General features: G+C 66.3%; 10 protein-coding genes. 3 read left to right on the forward strand and 7 right to left on the reverse strand.

Annotation, left to right across the window (positions count from 1 at the left end; all coding sequences use genetic code 11):
• Window positions 1-94: 94 nt before the first annotated feature.
• The 5 genes from IPN92_01450 to IPN92_01470 form a co-directional block, all read right to left on the reverse strand.
• Window positions 95-679 carry a hypothetical protein gene (locus tag IPN92_01450; protein MBK8636985.1) on the reverse strand — a complete coding sequence of 195 codons (585 nt, stop codon included), beginning with the start codon at window positions 677-679 and terminating at the stop codon, window positions 95-97.
• A gap of 134 nt (window positions 680-813) precedes the next feature.
• Window positions 814-1,194: a hypothetical protein gene (locus IPN92_01455; protein MBK8636986.1), complete on the reverse strand. Its 381-nt coding sequence runs from the start codon at window positions 1,192-1,194 to the stop codon at window positions 814-816.
• A gap of 4 nt (window positions 1,195-1,198) precedes the next feature.
• Window positions 1,199-3,694 carry an arylsulfatase gene (locus tag IPN92_01460; GenBank protein ID MBK8636987.1) on the reverse strand — a complete coding sequence of 832 codons (2,496 nt, stop codon included), beginning with the start codon at window positions 3,692-3,694 and terminating at the stop codon, window positions 1,199-1,201.
• A gap of 234 nt (window positions 3,695-3,928) precedes the next feature.
• Window positions 3,929-4,927, reverse strand: a complete 999-nt coding sequence (locus tag IPN92_01465; GenBank protein ID MBK8636988.1) for an AraC family transcriptional regulator — start codon at window positions 4,925-4,927, stop codon at window positions 3,929-3,931.
• 259 nt (window positions 4,928-5,186) lie between these two features.
• Entirely contained in the window at window positions 5,187-7,697 is a 2,511-nt protein-coding gene (locus IPN92_01470) for an arylsulfatase (GenBank protein ID MBK8636989.1), read from the reverse strand.
• Between the two features lie 300 nt (window positions 7,698-7,997).
• Between IPN92_01470 and IPN92_01475 the strand changes: the two genes are divergently transcribed.
• On the forward strand, window positions 7,998-9,092 hold the full coding sequence (locus IPN92_01475) for an AraC family transcriptional regulator (protein ID MBK8636990.1): 1,095 nt from the start codon (window positions 7,998-8,000) through the stop codon (window positions 9,090-9,092).
• Complete coding sequence (locus IPN92_01480; GenBank protein ID MBK8636991.1) at window positions 9,089-10,786, forward strand: SulP family inorganic anion transporter; 1,698 nt, start codon at window positions 9,089-9,091, stop codon at window positions 10,784-10,786. The genes IPN92_01475 and IPN92_01480 overlap by 4 nt, the downstream gene beginning before the upstream one ends.
• Before the next feature lies 1 nt (window position 10,787).
• Here IPN92_01480 and IPN92_01485 read toward each other — a convergent pair whose 3' ends face one another.
• Window positions 10,788-11,402: a hypothetical protein gene (locus IPN92_01485; GenBank protein ID MBK8636992.1), complete on the reverse strand. Its 615-nt coding sequence runs from the start codon at window positions 11,400-11,402 to the stop codon at window positions 10,788-10,790.
• Window positions 11,403-11,725: 323 nt separating this feature from the next.
• On the opposite strand from IPN92_01485, the gene IPN92_01490 reads away from it, so the two are divergent.
• Entirely contained in the window at window positions 11,726-17,329 is a 5,604-nt protein-coding gene (locus tag IPN92_01490) for an alpha-2-macroglobulin family protein (GenBank protein MBK8636993.1), read from the forward strand.
• A gap of 102 nt (window positions 17,330-17,431) precedes the next feature.
• Here the strand turns inward: IPN92_01490 and IPN92_01495 are convergent, their stop codons facing one another.
• Window positions 17,432-18,712 carry a putative DNA binding domain-containing protein gene (locus IPN92_01495; protein MBK8636994.1) on the reverse strand — a complete coding sequence of 427 codons (1,281 nt, stop codon included), beginning with the start codon at window positions 18,710-18,712 and terminating at the stop codon, window positions 17,432-17,434.
• Window positions 18,713-18,726 lie beyond the last annotated feature (14 nt).

Below are 18,726 nucleotides of genomic sequence, written 5' to 3' on the forward strand. Positions count from 1 at the left end.
AAGCTGTCCGCGCCCTCATCCCAGAAGGGGACGAAGAGCCGGACCGGGAGATGCTCCCGATCGGCCAGTGAGCTTATTTCAGTGCCTGTTTGCCCTAGGGCCTTTCCACCGAAATGGCCAGGGCGTCGGCGACCTGCACCGTCACGGCACTACCCGGAGCAACCTGCGCCAGATCGATGCTCGGGTTAACGCTCACCCTTCTCTTGCGTCCATCGGGGAGCTGCAGGGTCGCGTGATGGCTGGCAGTGTCCACGGATACCACGCGGGCCGTTACCTCCGACGTTGTAGCCACCATGCCGCCTGGCATCGCCCCCTTCGGCGCCAACGCGACTACTGCCCCTTCGCCGATGCTGGGTGGGGTACCTTGAGGCCGCAGGAACACGGCCAGGGCCTCGGTCACCCTGACATTCACCCGGTCGCCCACCTTGATCTGGTCAAAGTTGACCGCCTCCTTGCCCACCTTATAGGTCTCCCGCTTGCCGTTCTTGCCGGCGAGGGTGACCGTGCGATTGCGCGGATCCACGGCCTTGACGGTCGCGGTCATCTGCACTGTCTCCACGGCAATGGCGCCTGGCTTCTCGCTCTCGTTGCCGGTCTCCATCGAGCTACAGGCGGTGAAGAGGGGCAGGGCCGCCGCAAGGACGGCTACATGGGTCATTCTCAGAAACTTCTTGTTCATAGGATTAGGGTTGGCCTCAGACAACTTGGATGATGTATCGCGCTGATTACGCGATGCGTTTTCACCGCAGGGTTGCGGTACGGTGGTGGGTCAATGCTCCATCCTGATCGTGACACCACCGACGGTTCGGAGATTCAGATCCGAGCCCGCGGAATCACAGGCCTTCTCCTCCAGGCCCACGTCAGTAATCCCGTCAGCAGGGCGTGCAGTACCACTGCCGGCCACAGCAGAACCCCGACGAATTCGCCCTCGAGTCCGACCAGGGTGAGGTACAGGGTCACGCCCCCACTGTAGGTTAGCATCCCGGCCAGCGCCGTGTCCCCTGGCCAGCAGCTCAGGCCCAGCCCGATCAGGCTGATACCGGTCACCCGCGCGAGCACCACCGCGATCCCGGTCAGGTCGTCGGGGCCTAGCAGCAGGCGGGCAACGAACGCCGGGGCCAGCAGCAGGGCGAGGCCCGTGGCCGCCTCCCCCAAGGCAGCCAGGGCCAGCAATTTCTTGCTTGTGTCCGTCACGCGATCAGTCCTTTGCACGCGCGGCCCGGTCGCGAATGGCCGGCATCTGCCTTTGTTCTTCCGCCGTGTACTGCTCCGGTTCGAGGTTAAAGGTGACCTTGTCGATCATGCCGGTGAACTTGAATGGCGGCTCGTAGCGATACTCGATCATGGCGACGCCAGTGCGTGTGTCCTGACCGATGTCGAAGGTTTCGTCCTCCGGGAAGGTGATCGGGGTGGCGTGCTCCATGGAATTCCTGGCCACCTCCTTGCCATCCACGGAGAGCACGCCCGTCCCGCCCTTACCCAACCCTGGACCATCGGACTTAAAGTCGAAGACGATGGTGTGCTTGCCGGCGCCTAGCTCGGGCCCTTCCCAGATGGTGCGCTTGAGATCGAGCAGGTTGTAGAGGAATACCGGTTTGCCCCGGCCAATGCCCAGCTCGCCCTTGCTCAGGAAGAGTCCGTAGCCGCCAAAGCGCCCGCCGTCGGTGACGATCATGCCTTCCGCGCCGCCTTCCGGGATCGTGACCTCGGCGGTGATGGTGTAGGACTTGTTCAGGATGCTCGGAGCGCCGCTGTTGGGCACGCCGGTTAGCGTACCCGTGTAGCTGAAGATCTTGCGTCCCGCGGTGAGGTTCGGCTTCGGCGCGTTCCAGCGCGTCAGCGACGTGTTGTCGAGGGGCAGCACGTCATACTTCTTCGCCTCGGCGTAGAAGATGTGCTGCATCTGTTTGAGCTTGTCCGGCATCTTGGCAGCCAGGTCGTTGGACTGGGTGGGATCCTCCAGGACGTGGTAGAGCTCCCACTGGTACCCGGTGATGACGTCGGGCGCCGGTTTGCTGCTTAGTTCCCATGGGAGCGTCGCCGGGGTCGTGGTTGCCAACCAACCGTCGTGATAGATAGCGCGGTTGCCGAGCATCTCGAAGTATTGCGTGGTGTGTCGGGTGGGCGCGTTGGCGTTTGCCTTGTCCCACGTGTATTCCATGCTCACCCCTTCGATGGGGCGCTGCTTGATGCCGTTGATCGTCTCGGGCTGCGCGATGCCGGTCGCCTGGAGGATGGTCGGGGCGATGTCGATGATGTGATGGAACTGGCGGCGGATGCCACCCACGTCCTTGATATAGCCCGGCCACGACATGGCCACGCCCTGAGCCGTCCCGCCGAAGTGCGACGCCACCTGCTTCATCCACTTGAAGGGCGTGTCCATCGCCCAGGCCCAGGGTGCCGCAAAGTGCGGGAAGGTCCGGTCGGACCCCCAAAACTCGTACCAGAGGAATTGGTCCTTGACCGGCACGGGGATGCCATTGAAGGTGGTGAACTCGTTTGGAGTGCCGTTGAGCATGCCTTCCGCGCTCGCGCCGTTGTCGCCGGCGATGTAGATGATCAGGGTGTTGTCGAGCTCGCCCAGGTCCTCGACCGCCTGGATGACGCGGCCGATCTCGTGGTCGGTGTAGGCGAGGTAGGCCCCGAAGACGTCGGCCTGTTTGATGAAGAGCTTCTTCTCATCCCAACTGAGGGAAGCCCACTCCGGCAGCTCCTTCGGCCACGGGGTCAGGGTCGCGTTCTCGGGCATGATGCCCAGGCGCTTTTGGTTGGCGAAGATGGTCTCGCGAATCTTGTTCCAGCCCTCGTCGAAGAGGTGCATGTCGCTGATCTTCTCGATCCATTCCGGCGTCGGATGATGGGGGGCGTGGGTGCCGCCCGGCACGTAATAGACGAGCCATGGCTTGTCGGGGGCGATTTCCTTCAACTCCTTCATGTACTGGATCGCCTCGTCGGCCATGGCCGTGGTTAGGTTCCAGCCCGGCTTGCCCTCGAAGGGGTAGATAGCCGTGGTGTTGCGGTACAGGTTCGGCTGCCACTGGCTGGCGTCGCCGCCGACGAAGCCATAGAAGTACTCGAAGCCCATGCCGTTCGGCCACTGGTCGAAGGGTCCGGCCTGGGTCGACTGGTAGAAGGGCGTATTGTGGTCCTTGCCGAACCACGACGTCGCATACCCGTTGTCCTTCAGGATGGTGCCGATGGTGCCGTTCTCCTTGCGGATGACCGAGTCATAGCCCGGGAATCCCGTCGCGATCTCGCCCACCACCCCGAAGCCGGCCACGTGGTGGTTGCGCCCGGTGATCAGGGCCGCTCGGGTGGGCGAGCAGAGCGAGGTGGAATGGAAGTTGGTGTAACGCAGCCCGTCCTGCGCGATGCGATCAAGTGCGGGGGTCGGGACGACGCCGCCGAAGGTGCTCGGCGCACCGAAGCCGCTATCGTCGGTCATGATGAGCAGCACGTTGGGCGCTCCCTTAGGCGGCACGACGCGTGGCGCCCACCAGGGTTTCGAATCGGATGCCTTCTCATCGATCACCCCGCCGAACTTCGGATCGGGCGGCGGCAGTTGATGGCCGCTGATGGCCGTGGTGGCGCCAGGAGAACCTGGCGCCCCGGTGGTCTGTATCTCGGCTGCGAGGCACGAGGCGGCCGCTAATATGAGCGCGGCCCCCCAGAGTGCCGAACCTAGGGCGTGCATATCGGCTTTCATCGGATTTTCCTTTGGGTTATCGGTGACGTGGGAGTAAAGGTACTGCCGTCAATTTTGGAACATCGTCGGATCGATCCGTAGACCGGGGGTCTGCAATGCGCCGTGCGATTATGCCGTGATCCCGTAGGGCCGAGCTGACATTTCTCGACACACCACGGGCGTGGCTCCAGGTCGGGGGCCAGCCCGAGCGGGTCGCGGCCGCCTCCGGCGGCGTCCGTCCGCTCAACCCCGGGGCCGGTTGGCGCGCCAGCAACTGGCGGATGTCCCGGACCAGCGGCGGAAGGCCCGGCTAAAGGCCGTGGCATCGGCATAGCCGAGCGCCATCGCCAGATCCTCGACGCTGAGCAGGGTATCGCGCAGGAGTTGGCGCGCGATCCGATAGCGGCTCTCGTCAAGGAGGATCCGAAAGCTTGTGCCCTCGGCCTGGAGGCGGCGGTTGAGGGTGCGCGGATGCAGCCTGAAGAGCACGGCCATCTGCTCCAGGCTGGTTCCGCCCAATGGGTCGCCAGCGATCAGCAAGCGACGCAGAACACGTTCGACCCGCTTGCAAAATCCGATACCGCGTAGGGCTTCCATGGCCTCGATCTCCCGCAGTATGCGCACATAGGCGAGCGCATCGGCCCCCTCCAGCGGCCGGGTCAGACAGAGGGCGGGGAAGGCTATGGCCGCGTGCCGGGCCCCAATCCGCGGAGGGCAACGGAAGAAGGCCCGGTAAGGGGCCAGATCCCGATTCGGCGCCGGGTGCAGCGCGACCTCGGTAGCCCCCCAATCTGGACCTCCCAGGGTCGTCAGGACCTTGAAGAGGATCGCCAGGGCACCGTCGTAGATCTGGTGCGTGCCCGGCACGTCCGGCCAGTGGATAACGTAGCCGACCATCGCCTGATCGCCACGCTCCCACAGCAGTGGGACGGCCCCGCGATCATGCAGATGCGAATACAGGATGATGGCACGCAGGGCACTGCCAAGATCCGGCGCGGCTGCGGCGAGTTTCCCGAGTAGGCCCAGGGTCTCCAGCCCGGAGCGCCGCCCAAGTTCCAGGCCCAGATGGGGATACTGGGTCTCCTTGGCGCAGTGGATCATCAGACGGCCCATCGCCACGAAAGGAATGGTGTTCTCCGCGTCCTGGAAAAGCGCCAGGTCCAGGCCGGCCTCGCCAATCAGGCGGTCGGGGTCCTGGCCCAACTCCCGCAGCAGCCCGGGCAGGGGGAGCAAGGCAGCCATGCGGCAGGTTCCTTCCCCGACCAGCGCCAGGCCGGCTGGTGTACGATTAGGCTCGCGATCGACCGTTTTCATGAGCTGGTGCTCGCAAGACGGGCATGATGGCATGGGTGATGAGCGCTATTTCCTAGCCATGGCCTAGGCAGCCGGTGGCCAAGTGGCGTTGGCGCCGTCCTTGGCTCCTGGGTATTGGCAATAGGGCTAAGGCTGCAGGCCGCCCGTTGCCGAGCGACCCCGGCCTGCGGATGACGCGAGGGGATAGCTATTCTCTGCCCGCCTCCGTCTTGGCTGTGCCCTCCTTCAGCTTCTGAATATCCTCGGGCGAGAGCTCCGGACGGTCCACCTTGATGGTCAGCTTGTCGAGCTTGGCAGTCAGCGGGAAGGGCGGCTGGTAGTCAGCGTCGTTTACCCCGGTCAGCGTGTCGGAGCCGATATCGAAGGACTCGTCCCATTGCAGGATCATGGGGAGCGTATGGGGCAGGCTAATGGTCTGGACCGCCTTGCCGTCCACCTTGAGGGTACCGGTGCCGGGCCGGCCGAGGCCGCTCATGTTATTGAAGGCGAGGGTGCCGACACCGAGGCCGTCGTACTGGAAGTCGAACTCGATACGGTGCTTACCGGACGTGAGGGCATCAGGCCCTTCCCACTTGACACGCTTGAGGTCGATGAGATTCCAGAGGAAGACCGGCTTGCCCTTGAGCAGATAGAAGCCATAGCCGGCAAAGCGCCCGCCCGAGGTCAGGATCATGCCTTCGGCACCGCCTTCCGGCACCTCGATGTCCGCCGTGATGGTATAGGAGCTGTTGAGCAGCATCGGTGAGTCGCCCTGGGGCAGCCCGACCATGGGGTGCGTATAGACGAACTCGCTGCGCCCGGCGGTGATGTTGGGGCGCGGGGCCACGATGCGCGCGGCTACCGAGGCGTCCAGGGGGAAGACCTGGTGCTTCTTTGCCTCCTCGATGAATATTTGCTTCAGCTCCTTGACCTTGTTGGGATGCTGGTCGGCGATGTCCTTGGACTGGCTGAAGTCCTTGGTCAGGTCATAGAGCTCCAGCACCTGGTTGTTCAGCGGGTCCGGGTTGGCGGCGCCAAAGGCCTCCCAGGGCGCGCGGTTGACCTTGGTACTGAGCAGCCAGCCCTCGTGATAGAGGGCCCACTGCCCCATCATCTCGAAGTATTGGGTCTTGTGCCGAGACGGCGTTTTGGCATTCTTCTCGTCGAAGGTGTAGGCGAAGCTGGTGCCCTCGATAGGCGCCTGTTTGATGCCGTCCACCTGTTCGGGGGCGGGAATGCCGGAGACCTCCAGGAGGGTGGGTACCACGTCGATGACGTGCATGAACTGCTCGCGCAGGGCGCCCTTGTCCTTGATATGGCCGGGCCAGGAGACGGCCATGCACTGGCGGATGCCGCCGAGCTTGGAGGCGTTCTGCTTGAACCAGGTGAAGGGCGTGTCGAAGGCCCAGGACCAGCCCGCCGACATGTGGTTGTAGGTCTGCTCGGTACCCCAAACGTCATACCACTTCATCTGCTCGGCGGCGGGCATCATGTTGACGCCGTTGAAGAAGGCGACCTCGTTGGGGGTGCCCAGGGGTCCGCCCTCGGCGCTGGTGCCGTTGTCGCCGTTGATGTAGATGACCAGCGTGTCATCAAGTTTGCCCATGTCCTTGACGGCCTGGATGACCCGGCCGATCTCGTGGTCGTTGTAGGCCTCGAAGGCGGCGAAGACCTCCACCTGGCGGATGAAGAGCTTTTTCTCCTCTGCCGTGAGCTCATCCCAGGGCTTGATCACCTCCTTGGGCCAGGGCTCCAACTGGGTGTCGGCCGGGATTACGCCGAGCCGCTTCTGGTTCTCGAAGATCCGCTCGCGCAGCTTCTCGTACCCGTCGTCGAAGAGGTGCATGGCGCTGATCTTGTCCACCCATTCCTGGGTCGGGTGATGAGGCGCATGGGTGGCACCGGGGACGTAATAGAGGAAGAAGGGCTTGCTCGGATCGATCTGGTTGATCCGGTTCAGGTAGTCGATGGCATCGTCGGCCATGCCGGTGATCAGGTTCCACTCCGGCTTGCCTTCGAAGGGATAGATCTGGGTGGTGTTGCGGAAGAGGTTCGGCTGCCACTGGTTGGCATCGCCCCCGACGAAGCCGAAGAAGTAATCGAAGCCTTGACCGACGGGCCAATGCTCGAAGGGTCCGACCTGGCTGGCCGCGAAGGCCGGGACATTGTGGTCCTTGCCGAACCAGGAGGTGGCATAGCCGTTCTCCTTGAGGATGCGCCCGATGGTCGCCTTGTCCTTGGCGATGATGCTGTTGTAGCCGGGGAAGCCGGTGGACTGCTCCGAGATGACGCCGAAGCCGGCGGAGTGGTGGTTACGCCCCGTGATCAGGGCGGCGCGCGTCGGCGAGCAGAGCGCGGTGGAATGGATGTTGTTGTAGCGCAGGCCGTCCTGGGCGATGCGGTCCATGGTCGGGGTCGGGATGACGCCGCCGAAGGTGCTTGGCACGCCGAAACCCGAGTCGTCGGTCATGATGAGCAGGACGTTAGGCGCCTTCTTGGGCGGCACCAAGCGCGGTGCCCACCAGGGCTTGGACTGAAGGGCGTCGTCCTTGATGACGCCGCCGAAGGCCGGATCGGGCGCGGGCAGTTGCTTGCCGCTGATCGTCGTCGTCGCGCTGGGGGAGCCCGGGGGACTATGGCTCGGCCCCGGGTCGGCCGCCTGGCTAATGCCAGCGACAAGACCCAGGGCGATCAGCAAGGTCATAGAAAGTGTCTTCATGCGTAACTTCTCCACAAGGATGACTGGATGGTGGCAATGGGGATTATTGATAATTTTCAAGCCACTGGAGAGGGCTGGCTGGGGACGGGGCAGGGTTGTTATTATTCCTGGGCTTATGTGCGTAAGATGCGCTAGATGGGATTTGCTCCATCTTGGGCCGCCGCCACCCGGGCGACTCGCTTCATCATCAAGGACATGACCCCGGGCGCGGGTTGGTCAGCGCGCACCCTAACGGGATTATTACCGGAAGGGCAGGCGTCTGCTTGACATATTGCGACAAATTACCGAGGTTCTGTATCCATGAGTGATAGCCCGTCCCAGGGCCTGGCGCTCCCGAAAGCCGGCCTTTGGGAGCGACCCGCCCTTGAAGCTAGCCTCAGGGTCGGTCCCATGGTCGGGGTGCCCGCGCTGCTGGAGGAGTTGGGCGTGGATTTGGAGGCCGCGATCGGTCCCCTGGGCTTGGTGGAGACGCTGTTCAGCGATGCCGAGAATTTGATCCCCTTCCCGATTCTGGGTCGGTTGCTACAGGCCGGCGCGACACTGACCGGCTGTCCTCATTTCGGCCTGCTGCTCGGCCAGCGCATGGGGCCTGAGTGCTTGGGTCTGATCGGCCAACTGCTCCCCCATGCGCCGGATGTTGGCACGGCTCTGCGGAGTCTGGTGCTTAATCTGCATCTGCACGACCGGGGTGCGGCGCCCCTCTTGTCCTTGGAGGGCGAGATGGCGGTGCTGAGTTACTTGATTTACCGCCACGGGGAGGGAACCGACCAGATTAATGACGGCGCCATGGCCATCTGCTTGAACATTATGCGTTCGCTGTGCGGTCCCGCCTGGCTCCCCAGCGAGGTCCTGTTTGCTCACCGCCAACCGGAGGATATCGCCCCCTTTCGCCGCTGCTTTCAGGCCCCCTTGCGCTTCGATCGTGAACAGACGGCCCTGGTCTTTCCCGCGAAGTGGCTGAACCAGGCCCTGCCGGGGGCCGATCCCGCTCGGCACCAGGAAATCGAGCAGCGGATAGTTGCGTTGGCTGATCTAAGCCAGACTGATCTGGTCGGCCGCTTGCGTTGTACGCTGCGCACCCTGCTTACCACCTCCCGGGGTTCCCAGGAGGAGGTCGCGGAACTCTTTTCCCTGCACCCCCGGACCCTCAACCGCCGCCTGGCGGAGCAAGGCACCAGCCTCAAGGCCTTGGTGGCGGAGGTCCGGTATGACATCGCTTGCCAGTTGCTGGCGAACACGGCCCTGTCCGTTGGCCAGATCGCGGCTATCCTAGGCTATGGCGAGATCAGCGCCCTGACGCGCGCCTTTCGCCGCTGGTCGGGGATGTCGCCCCAGGCTTGGAGAAATCAACCCGGAATTGCTGCCGTCAGGCCAAGGGCGGGGGAGGAGACATGATGAGTAGGGATCAAACCACGGGGGCAACCCACCCGGTCGCCGGGTCCATCCGGTTCGACCTGGTCGCCGGCCTCACGGCGGCGGCCGTCGTCGTGCCCAAGGCCATGGCCTATGCGACGGTGGCCGGCCTGCCGGTGGCGGTGGGCCTCTATACCGCCTTCGTGCCGATGGTCATCTACGCCCTGCTCGGTTCCTCGCGGGTGCTCAGCGTCAGTTCGACCACTACCCTCGCCATCCTGGCCGGAACCCAGCTCGGGCTGGCGGTGCCCAGCGGCGACCCGGCCCAACTCGTGACCGCCGCCGCGACCCTGACCGGCTTGGTGGGCGTCATGCTGGTGCTGGCGGGTGTCCTGCGTCTGGGCTTCGTCGCCAACTTCATTTCGACCCCCGTCTTGACCGGCTTCAAGGCCGGCATCGGCCTGGTGATCGTGCTCGACCAGGTGCCCAAGCTGCTCGGGATCCATATCGAGAAGGCGGGCTTTTTCCGTGATGTCGTCAGTCTCGTCCACCACCTGCCCCAGACCTCGTTGACCACGCTGGCCATGGCGGCGGCCACCCTGCTGGTGTTGATCTTCCTGGAGCGGCGATGGCCCCAGGCGCCAGCCCCCCTGGTCGCCGTGGGCGGGGCCATCGCCGCCACCTGGTTGCTGGGATTACCGGAACTGGGGGTGTCAATCGTCGGCCTCATTCCCCAGGGGCTGCCCGCCCTGACCCTGCCCGATCCGGCCTTGGTCGAAATGCTCCTGCCGGGGGCTCTGGGCATCGCCCTGATGAGCTTCACCGAGTCGATTGCGGCGGGGCGCGCCTTCGCCAAGCAGACCGACCCACCCATCGATGCTAATCGCGAACTGCTGGCCACGGGGGCGGCCAATCTCGGTGGCGCCCTGTTCGGCGCCATGCCCGCGGGTGGCGGCACCTCGCAGACGGCCGTGGTGTGCGCCGCCGGTGGACGCACGCGGATGGCCGCGCTGGTAACGGCGGGGGTGGCGGCGGCCACCATGCTGCTGCTGGCCCCGGTGCTGGGCCTGCTGCCTTATGCGACCCTGGCGGCGGTGGTGATAGTTTACTCGGTGGGGCTCATCCAGCCGGCCGAGTTCCTCGCTATTCGCCAGGTGCGACGGATGGAGTTCCGCTGGGCGCTGGTGGCCTGCCTGGGTGTCCTGGTTTTCGGCACCCTCAAGGGCATCGTGGTGGCGATCATCCTGTCGCTGCTAGGTCTGGCCAGCCAGGAGGCCCGGCCGAACCTCTATGTCATCGGTCGCAAACGGGGGGTGGACGTGTTGCGGCCCCTGTCCCCGGAGCACCCGGACGACGAGACCTTTCCTGGCTTGCTGATCCTGCGTCCCGAGGGGCGGATCTTCTTCTTCAACGCCCGCCAGCTTGGGGAGCGGATACTGGCGCTGGCGGAGGAACATCAACCCCGCGTCCTCTTGCTCGACCTGAGTCGGGTGCCGGACATCGAGTATTCGGCGCTGCAGGCGCTCATCGAAGGGGAGCGGCGGGCCTGTGAGCGAGGCTTTGCCCTGTGGCTGTCCGGGCTCAACCCCGGCGTCCTGGAGGTGGTGCGCAACGCGGGCCTTGCCGACCGCCTGGGCCGGGACCAGTTGCTGTTCAATGTGCGGCTGGCGATCCAGCGCTATCAGGCCCTGCCACCGGCGACAGGGTCGGTGGCAGGGCCTGTGGTGGGGGGCTAGATCAGGCCTTGGGGTCCGTGCCCTTCATAAAATTGGCGCGGCGCTCCTGGCTGGCCTTGATGGCCTCGGCGTGGCGGGTGGCGGCGGCCTTGCGCATTTCGTCGCGGCGGGCCTGTATCTGCTGGCGGCGTTCGGCCTGCTTGGCCATCATGGGATGGGCCGGACGGCTCAGGTTCTGGCCTGTGCAGTCGGGCTGGGCGGGAGCGCCCGCGATCTCGGGCATGGGGGGCATTTCCGGCATTTGCCCAAACTCGGGCATGGGAGGCATTTCCGGCATCTGCCCAAACTCGGGCATGGGCGGGAATTCAGGCTGCTGGGCGAATTCCGGCATGGCGGGAAACTCCGGCATGGCCGGGAACTCTGGCATGGCCGGGAATTCGGGCCGCTTTGGCATCGCGAAGGCGGGGTCCATGGCGGGCGGCTGGCTGGCCTGACGCATGGCGGCTTGCCATTCGGCCTGCATCTTGGCCTGCTCCTCGGCATGGCGGGTGGCCTGCTGGCGCATCTCCTCCTGGAAGGCCGGATCCCCATGGGGGGCGGTGGTCCACCAGGCGCTGGCGGAAGAAGAAACGGCCGCGAGGGCGGCCACCGAGACAGCAAGGACGATCTTATTCATTGGGTTATACACCTCGAAATTACCAAGAAAATGAAGGGCTAGCAAAGCTTGTTGTTGTCCTGGGCCGGATAGAGCATCCGGAACCATGGGCAATTAGTATATTAGAAAATTATGAAATAGCAATATGCCCCTCCGCGCTATACCCAGAGCCTGTAACGCTTCGGCCTAGGGTAGCGGACCCTGAAAACCCAAAAAGCGGCTTCTTGGGTATAAAACCGGCCGGCAGCCTGCCCGCCGGGCTCTGCCCCGCCGTGTCGCGCCCCGCCTAGGCGGATGATGATAAGGCCGGCAAGTTTCCGGCCTGGCTGCTAGACTCGAAGCCCATGATCCACGGCCTTTTTGCGGGGTTCCCCATGTCACGGCGCCAGCTTCTCGCGACCCACCTCCTGACTCTGTTGGCCCCGATCTGGGCCCTGGTCCAACCCCTGCCCGCTGAGGCGGGTGAAGCCGCCGGGCGCCAACTGGTGGTGGTGGAAGGCGTCGACTATTTTGGCCGCGACCTGGAGACCCGCCAGGACATCGACCTGGAGGCCTGCCAGGCGGCCTGCCTCGCCGACGGGCGCTGCCGCGCCTTCACCTATAACCGCAAGGCCCGCTGGTGCTTTCTCAAGAGCGAATTCGAGGACGCCCGCCCCTTCCCCAACGCCGTTTCGGGTCACATCGCGGTGGCGGGGGAGACGCACGCCCAGGAGCGGCAGGCCCGCCGTTTGGCGGAACTGGGTTTCCTGCCCAGGGGCTACGCCGAGGATGCGCGGCGCCAGGTGGCCGAGATCGCCGGCCGGCCCCGGCCGGTCGCGGCCCGTTTCGATCGCCTGCTGGCGGAGGCCGAGGAGGCGGAGCGTGCCCAAAATGGACAAGTCGCCCTGGCCCGCTATGCCGAGGCCCTGCGCCTGACCCCCGAGGCGCCCGCGGCCTGGCTGGGCCTGGCGCGGGCCAGTCTGAACTTTGATCCCAACGATTGGCAGGCGCGGCAACGGTTGCTGGCGGCCGCGTCCGCCGCCGCTATCAATGCCTATCTGATGGCCGGGACCGATGCCGAGCGCGTCCGCGCCCTGGTGACCCTCGGCCAGTCCCTGGCGGCCCGCGATCAGTGGCGGGGGGGCATTCGCGCCCTGCGTGCCGCTCTGGCGGTCCAGGAAGACGCCGCGGTGCGGGCCCTCTACGACCAATGGCTGGCGGAGCATGGCTTCCGCATCACCGGTCATCGCGTCGATGCCGACGCCGCCAATCCGCGCATCTGTGTCGAGCTTTCCGACCCCTTGCCCCGCGACCGCGCCGGCCTGGCCGACTTCCTCCAGATCGAGACCGGCCGTGGCCTGACGGTGGAGGTGGATCCCCAGGCCCTGTGCGTCGATGGCGTGGTCCATGGCGAGCGTTATCGCCTGAGGGTGCGCGCCGGCCTAACCGCCGCCGATGGCGAGACCCTGGCCTCCTCGGCGGACCTGGACATCTACGTCCGCGACCGCTCGCCCTCGGTGCGCTTCCAGGGTCGTGCCTATGTGCTGCCCAAGGGGGGCGAGGCGGCCATCCCCCTGATCTCGATCAACACCCGCCTGGTCAAGGCTCAGGTCCTGCGCCTGGGGGATCGCTCCCTGGCCTCGGCGGCCTGGGAGGGCGGGCCCCTGCTCAAAGCGCTGAACCCCTACGCGGCCGAGGGCATACGCGATCGTCAGGGCGAGGCCATCTGGTCCGGCGAGGTCGAGGTGGGGATGGAGCTGAATCGGGAAATGACGACGGCCGTGCCGGTGGGTGCCCTGATTCAGGAACTCAAGCCGGGCGCCTACGTGATGACCGCCCGCCCCGCCGAGGTGGCGGACCAGGGCGAGGAGCTGGCGACCCAGTGGTTTGTCGTCTCCGACCTGGGGCTCTCGGCCCTCACCGGCAATGACGGCCTGCATGCCTTCGTCCGCTCCCTGTCCAGCGCCCGGGCCCTGGCGACGGTCAGTTTGCGTCTGGTGGCCCGCAACGACGAGATCCTGGGCCGCGCCACCACGGATGCGGCCGGCCATGCCCGTTTCGAGCCGGGCCTGCTGCGCGGGGAGGGGGGCAACAAGCCGGCCCTGCTGGTGGCCGAGGGACCCGACGGTGATTTTGCCTTCCTCGACCTGGCCCAGTCGGCCTTCGATCTGGCCGACCGGGGGGTCGATGGCCGCCCGGCGCCCGGCCCGGTGGATGTCTTCCTGACCACCGAGCGCGGCGTCTATCGCGCCGGTGAGCGGGTGCAGGTCACGGCCCTGGCCCGTAATGGCGAGGCGCTGGCCCTGACGGGCCTGCCCCTGACGCTCAAGATCCGGCGGCCGGATGGCGTCGAGCACAGCCGCGTCCTGCTACCGGATCAGGGCCTGGGCGGGCGCCATCTGGCCCTGGACCTGCCGGCCACGGCCATGCGCGGCACCTGGCGCGCCGCCATCCATGCGGACCCCGAGGCCCCGCCCCTGTCGGAGCAGCCCTTCCTGGTGGAGGACTTCGAGCCCGAGCGCCTGGCCTTCGAGCCGACCCTGGCGGCCACCACCATCGATCCCGCCGCCCCGGGGGATATCCGGCTGGATGCCCGCTTCCTCTTTGGCGCCCCCGCCGCCGGGCTGGAGGTGGAGGGGGAGGTGCGCATCGAGCAGAGTGACCGCCTGGCCGGCCAGCCGGGCTATCGCTTCGGTCTGGCGGACGAGGAACCCAGACCGGCGAGCGCGCCCCTGCCCGCCGGGCGGACGGATGCGGCGGGTCAGGCCAGCCTGCCGCTGGAACTGCCGGTCCTGTCCGCCGGGAGCCGTCCCAACCTCGCCAAGGTCGAGGTCCGGGTCCTGGAGGGCGGCGGCCGGCCGGTGGAGCGCACCCTGGAGCGACCGATCGCGGATACCCAGGCCCGACTCGGCCTCAAGCCCCTCTTTGAAGGCGCGGTGGACGAGGGCGGCAAGGCCGCCTTCGAGGTCATCGCCATCGGCCCCAATGGCCAGCGCCTGGCCCATCGGGGCCTGCGCTGGACCCTGTCGCGGGTGACGACCAGTTTCCAGTGGTTTCAGTCCGATGGGCGCTGGGATTATGAGCCGGTGAGCCGCCGCGAGCGCGTGGCCAGCGGCGACCTGGATCTGGGTACGGGTGCCCCGGCGCGCATCGAGGCCCCGGTGGCCTGGGGCGGTTATGAACTGGCAGTTGCGCCCGCCCCGACCGGGAGCGGTGCCGGGACGGGACCAGTGCCCGTCAGCCTGGCCTTCGAGGCCGGCTGGTATCTGGCGCCCAAGGCCATCGACACCCCCGATCTGCTCAAGGTCTCTCTCGATAAGCCGGGCTATCAGGTGGGGGAGACGGCGCGGGCGCGCATCGAGGCCCGCTTCCCCGGTACCGCCCTGGTCCTGGCCCTGGGCGACCGGCTGTTGACCCTGCAGGAGGTCCAGGTCCCCGCCGAGGGCCTGACCGTGGAACTACCGGTGACCGCCGACTGGGGCGCCGGGGCCTATGTCACCGCCCTCCTCTACCGGCCCATGGACCTGGCCGCCAAGCGCATGCCCGGGCGGGCTATCGGCCTGGCCTGGGCGGGGGTCGCCCCGGGGGAGCGCAAGCTACAAGTGGCGGTCACGCCCCTGGGTCCGGTGGCGCCTCGCCAGCCCCTAAATCTGGAGGTCGCGGTTCCCAATCTGCAACCTGGCGAGGAGGCCTATGTCACCCTGGCGGCGGTGGATGTGGGCATCCTCAACCTGACCCGCTTTACCGCGCCGGACCCGGATGCCTGGTATTTCGGCCAGCGGCGGCTGGGCATGGAGATCCGTGACCTCTACGGCCAGCTCATTGACCGGATGCAGGGCGCGCCGGGCGTGGTCCGCTCCGGCGGCGATGGCGGCCTGGTGCGCCTGCAAGGTCCACCGCCGACCGAGGACCTGGTAGCCTTTCACTCCGGCATCCTGCGGCTGGACGCCCAGGGCAAGGCCCGGGTCAGCTTTCCGCCATCCGACTTCAACGGCACCATCAAGCTGATGGCCATGGCCTGGACGGCGGCGGGGGTCGGCCACGGGGCTCAGGATCTGATGATGCGTGATCCTATTGTCATCCAGGCTAGTCTTCCGCGCTTCCTCGCCCCTGGCGACAGCTCCCGGGCCCTGTTGGAACTGACCCATGTCTCGGGACCCGCGGGTCGGGTCGAACTGGCCCTGGAATCCGAGGGGGGCCTCATAGAGCTAAATGCCCAGGCCGCCCGGCGCGAACTTGACCTGGTGGCGGCTGGTCGCGCCCGCCTTGAGGTGCCCCTGCGAGCCATGGGCCTGGGCGACGCCGTCCTGCGGGTCCGGCTCAAGACCCCGGATGGCCAGGAGGTCGTCAAGCAGCTCCGGCTGCCCGTGCGTGACTATCGCCCACCCCTGCGCCAGACCCGGGTCGAGACCCTCAAGCCCGGTGGCCAGGGCCTGGTGCTCTCTCAGGACCTCTTCAAGGACCTGCAGCCCGGCACGGGCATCCTGCTGGTTTCCGCCAGTGGCGCGGGCCGGCTGGACCTGCCGGGTCTGCTCCAGTCCCTGGATCGCTATCCCTTCGGCTGCGCCGAGCAGCTCACCAGCCGCGCCCTGCCCCTGCTTTATCTGAATCAGATCGCCTTGGCCGCCGGCCTGAGTGGCGAGCGGGAGGCGGGGCCGCGCATTAAGGAGGCTATCGCCGATCTCATCGGTAAGCAGGGGTCGGACGGCGGCTTTGGGCTCTGGGGGCCTGGCGGTGACGATCTCTGGCTGGACGCCTATGTCACCGACTTCCTCACCCGCGCCCGGGAGGCCGGCCACGCCGTACCCGAGGTCGCCTTCCGGTTGGCCCTGGACAAGCTGCGCAACCGCCTGGCCTATGCCGGGGACCTGGGCGGGGGTTCTGGCGGGGCCTCCGCCTACGGGGAGGGCGGCGACGACCCGGGCGAGGCGGGTGGCGAGGATCTGGCCTATGCCCTCTATGTCCTGGCTCGCAACGCCCGCGCCGTCGTTGGTGATCTGCGCTATTACGCCGAGGCCAAGCTGGATGCCTTCGCCACGCCCATGGCGCGGGCCCAGCTCGGCGCCGCCCTGGCGCTTTATGGTGACAAGCCCCGCGCCGATCGCGCCTTTGCCTCGGCCCTGGCCCTGCTCAACGAGGGCGAGCCGGATTTGGGCTGGCGGCTCGACTTCGGCTCCAGCCTGCGTGACGCCGCCGCCCTTCTGGCCCTGGCCGCCGAGAGTGGCACCGGCGCTGTTGATTTGGTCGCCCTGGCGGCGCGCATCGACCGGCTGGGGGCCCTGGACGGGCGTCTCAGCACCCAGGAACAGGCCTGGCTCCTGCTCGCGGCCCAGGCCTTGATGGAGGGTGCCGCTAAGCCAAAACTGGAGTTGGACGGCAAATTCGCGGAGGGCCCCCTCTTCCGGCGCTTCGCGGCCAGCGCCCTGGCCACAGGCCCGGCGACCCTCCTCAACCGGGGCAAGCAGCCCCTGGAGGTCCTGGTCAGTCTGTCCGGCATACCCAAGAAGGCCCCTCCCCCCGGGGGTCAGGGTTATCGCATCGAGCGCGCCTACTATGACCCGGAGGGCAAGCGGGTCCAGCCCGACAGGCTGGCCCAGGGCCAGCGCCTGGTGGTCCTCCTCACGGTGACCGCCGACCAGGCCGGCGCGGCCCGTCTGCTGGTCGATGACCCTCTGCCTGCGGGTTTTGAGATCGAGAATCCCAGCCTGCTGCGGGCCGGTGATCTCCAGGGCATCCCCTGGCTGGGGCTGCTGGAGACCAGCGCCCACCAGGAATTCCGCGCCGAGCGTTTCGTCGCCGCCGTCGATCGCCAGGCCAGCGAGCCGGAGCCTTTCCAACTGGCCTACCGGATCCGCGCCGTCACCCCTGGCCGCTTCCTGCACCCCGCCGCGACCGTGGAGGACATGTATCGGCCCCGGCAACACGGCTGGACCGGGGAGGGCTGGGTGGAGATCGGGCCGAGCCGTTAGGGCGGAGGGCCAGGGTCGGGGGTTAGCCCTGGCCCTGGCTGGGTCTGGCTTGGTCCGGGGCGGCGGATTGGATTCAGGCCAAGCTCCGCGCTAAGCCGATCATTACCCCTCTGTCGAAGGCACCTGGCCAGCGGCGAATAGCGTCAGCATCAGTTCGGCATCATCCAGTAAACGATAGGCGGGGCTTTTGCCCGATAAGCGCTCGCTATTTTCCAGGATGATGCGAACCCCTTCCCCCCGCTTGTCCATGAAGGTGCGTCGATCGGTATTGACCCAGTCGCTATCGGTTGGCACCGGGCATTGGGCTAGCAGACTGGTCAGGGTTTCATTCCGGGCGGATTGCCGATACGGCAGGCTCTCGACCGTCAGGGTATTGGGTATGGCCCCCGGCGAGAAGATTTCCAGCCGATCCGCGAACATCCTGAGCCGGACTTTTGAGCCATAAATCGCATAGTCCCGATGCGCCACGGCATTGACCAGGGCCTCGAATACCGCCGTCAGATCGTATTGGGGAATATCCCGGCGACCCAGGTCCTTGGTCGCCGCTACTTTCATGTTGCGGGCAACAAACCGGCAGGCTTCGCTGATCTGCTCATCCAGAGGCCCCGCAAGATCCCGTGCATCCAACTGGTAATGGGCGCCGCCGTCCGCGCTGGCCGGCGATGTCCCCCGATAGGCGACCGCCTGCACGAAGGCGTTTGGCATCCATCTTCGCGGTTCCTGACAGGCCATCAGGATGCCGGCGACCGAGGGATGAGGTATGCCCTCATCGTCCCTTGCGACCAGTCCGAGCTTTTGGAGAAAATCCAATCCCTGGTCCCGGGTACGCGCCGTGCGGAACCGCTCATAAAGGGCAGGGGCGAGTGCCTCCAAGGGCGCCTGCACCACCGGCTGCTCGTCGAAGCGGATCAGGCGCGTCTGGCTGCGTTGTTGTCCCAGGCGGATGATGTATTCCGTGGACATTTTGCGCTTGCTGCTGCCCAGGCGATGGAAGTGGCCATTGGGGCTTTCATGCACGTACAGGCTGCGGGGAATGTCCACCTTCAAGACGGGAGCGGGATTGCCCGCGGCATCGGGTAATGCCCATTTCTCGATCCGGCACAGCGGCGGCGGTTTGATCCGGTCGTTGCAAATACCCAGCAGCCAATGCTCCAGGAGGGTTAATTTCTGAATGCTCATCCCGGAGGGTTTCCCTGTCCTGTCATCGATACCCAGAACCAGTACCCCACCAGAACTGTTGGCGAAGGCCGCTATCTCGTCCGCCAACCCATCGGGATGAGGTCCGGTTACCTTGTCACCGCGAAAAGTCACGGACTTCAATTCCAGCCGACTGTCCTCCCCCAGCCGAATTTGCACTAGCAATTCTTCTTTCGTGTCAAACATGGCGCCATCAGCCC

The organism is Chromatiaceae bacterium, assembly GCA_016714645.1.
Taxonomy (GTDB): domain Bacteria; phylum Pseudomonadota; class Gammaproteobacteria; order Chromatiales; family Chromatiaceae; genus M0108.

Coding starts and splice junctions, on each gene's coding strand:
- IPN92_01450 (MBK8636985.1), bottom strand. CDS start 679: ATGAACAAGAAGTTTCTGAGAATGACCCATGTAGCCGTCCTTGCGGCG.
- IPN92_01460 (MBK8636987.1), bottom strand. CDS start 3,694: ATGCACGCCCTAGGTTCGGCACTCTGGGGGGCCGCGCTCATATTAGCG.
- IPN92_01465 (MBK8636988.1), bottom strand. CDS start 4,927: ATGGCTGCCTTGCTCCCCCTGCCCGGGCTGCTGCGGGAGTTGGGCCAG.
- IPN92_01470 (MBK8636989.1), bottom strand. CDS start 7,697: ATGAAGACACTTTCTATGACCTTGCTGATCGCCCTGGGTCTTGTCGCT.
- IPN92_01475 (MBK8636990.1), top strand. CDS start 7,998: ATGAGTGATAGCCCGTCCCAGGGCCTGGCGCTCCCGAAAGCCGGCCTT.
- IPN92_01480 (MBK8636991.1), top strand. CDS start 9,089: ATGATGAGTAGGGATCAAACCACGGGGGCAACCCACCCGGTCGCCGGG.
- IPN92_01485 (MBK8636992.1), bottom strand. CDS start 11,402: ATGAATAAGATCGTCCTTGCTGTCTCGGTGGCCGCCCTCGCGGCCGTT.
- IPN92_01490 (MBK8636993.1), top strand. CDS start 11,726: ATGATCCACGGCCTTTTTGCGGGGTTCCCCATGTCACGGCGCCAGCTT.
- IPN92_01495 (MBK8636994.1), bottom strand. CDS start 18,712: ATGTTTGACACGAAAGAAGAATTGCTAGTGCAAATTCGGCTGGGGGAG.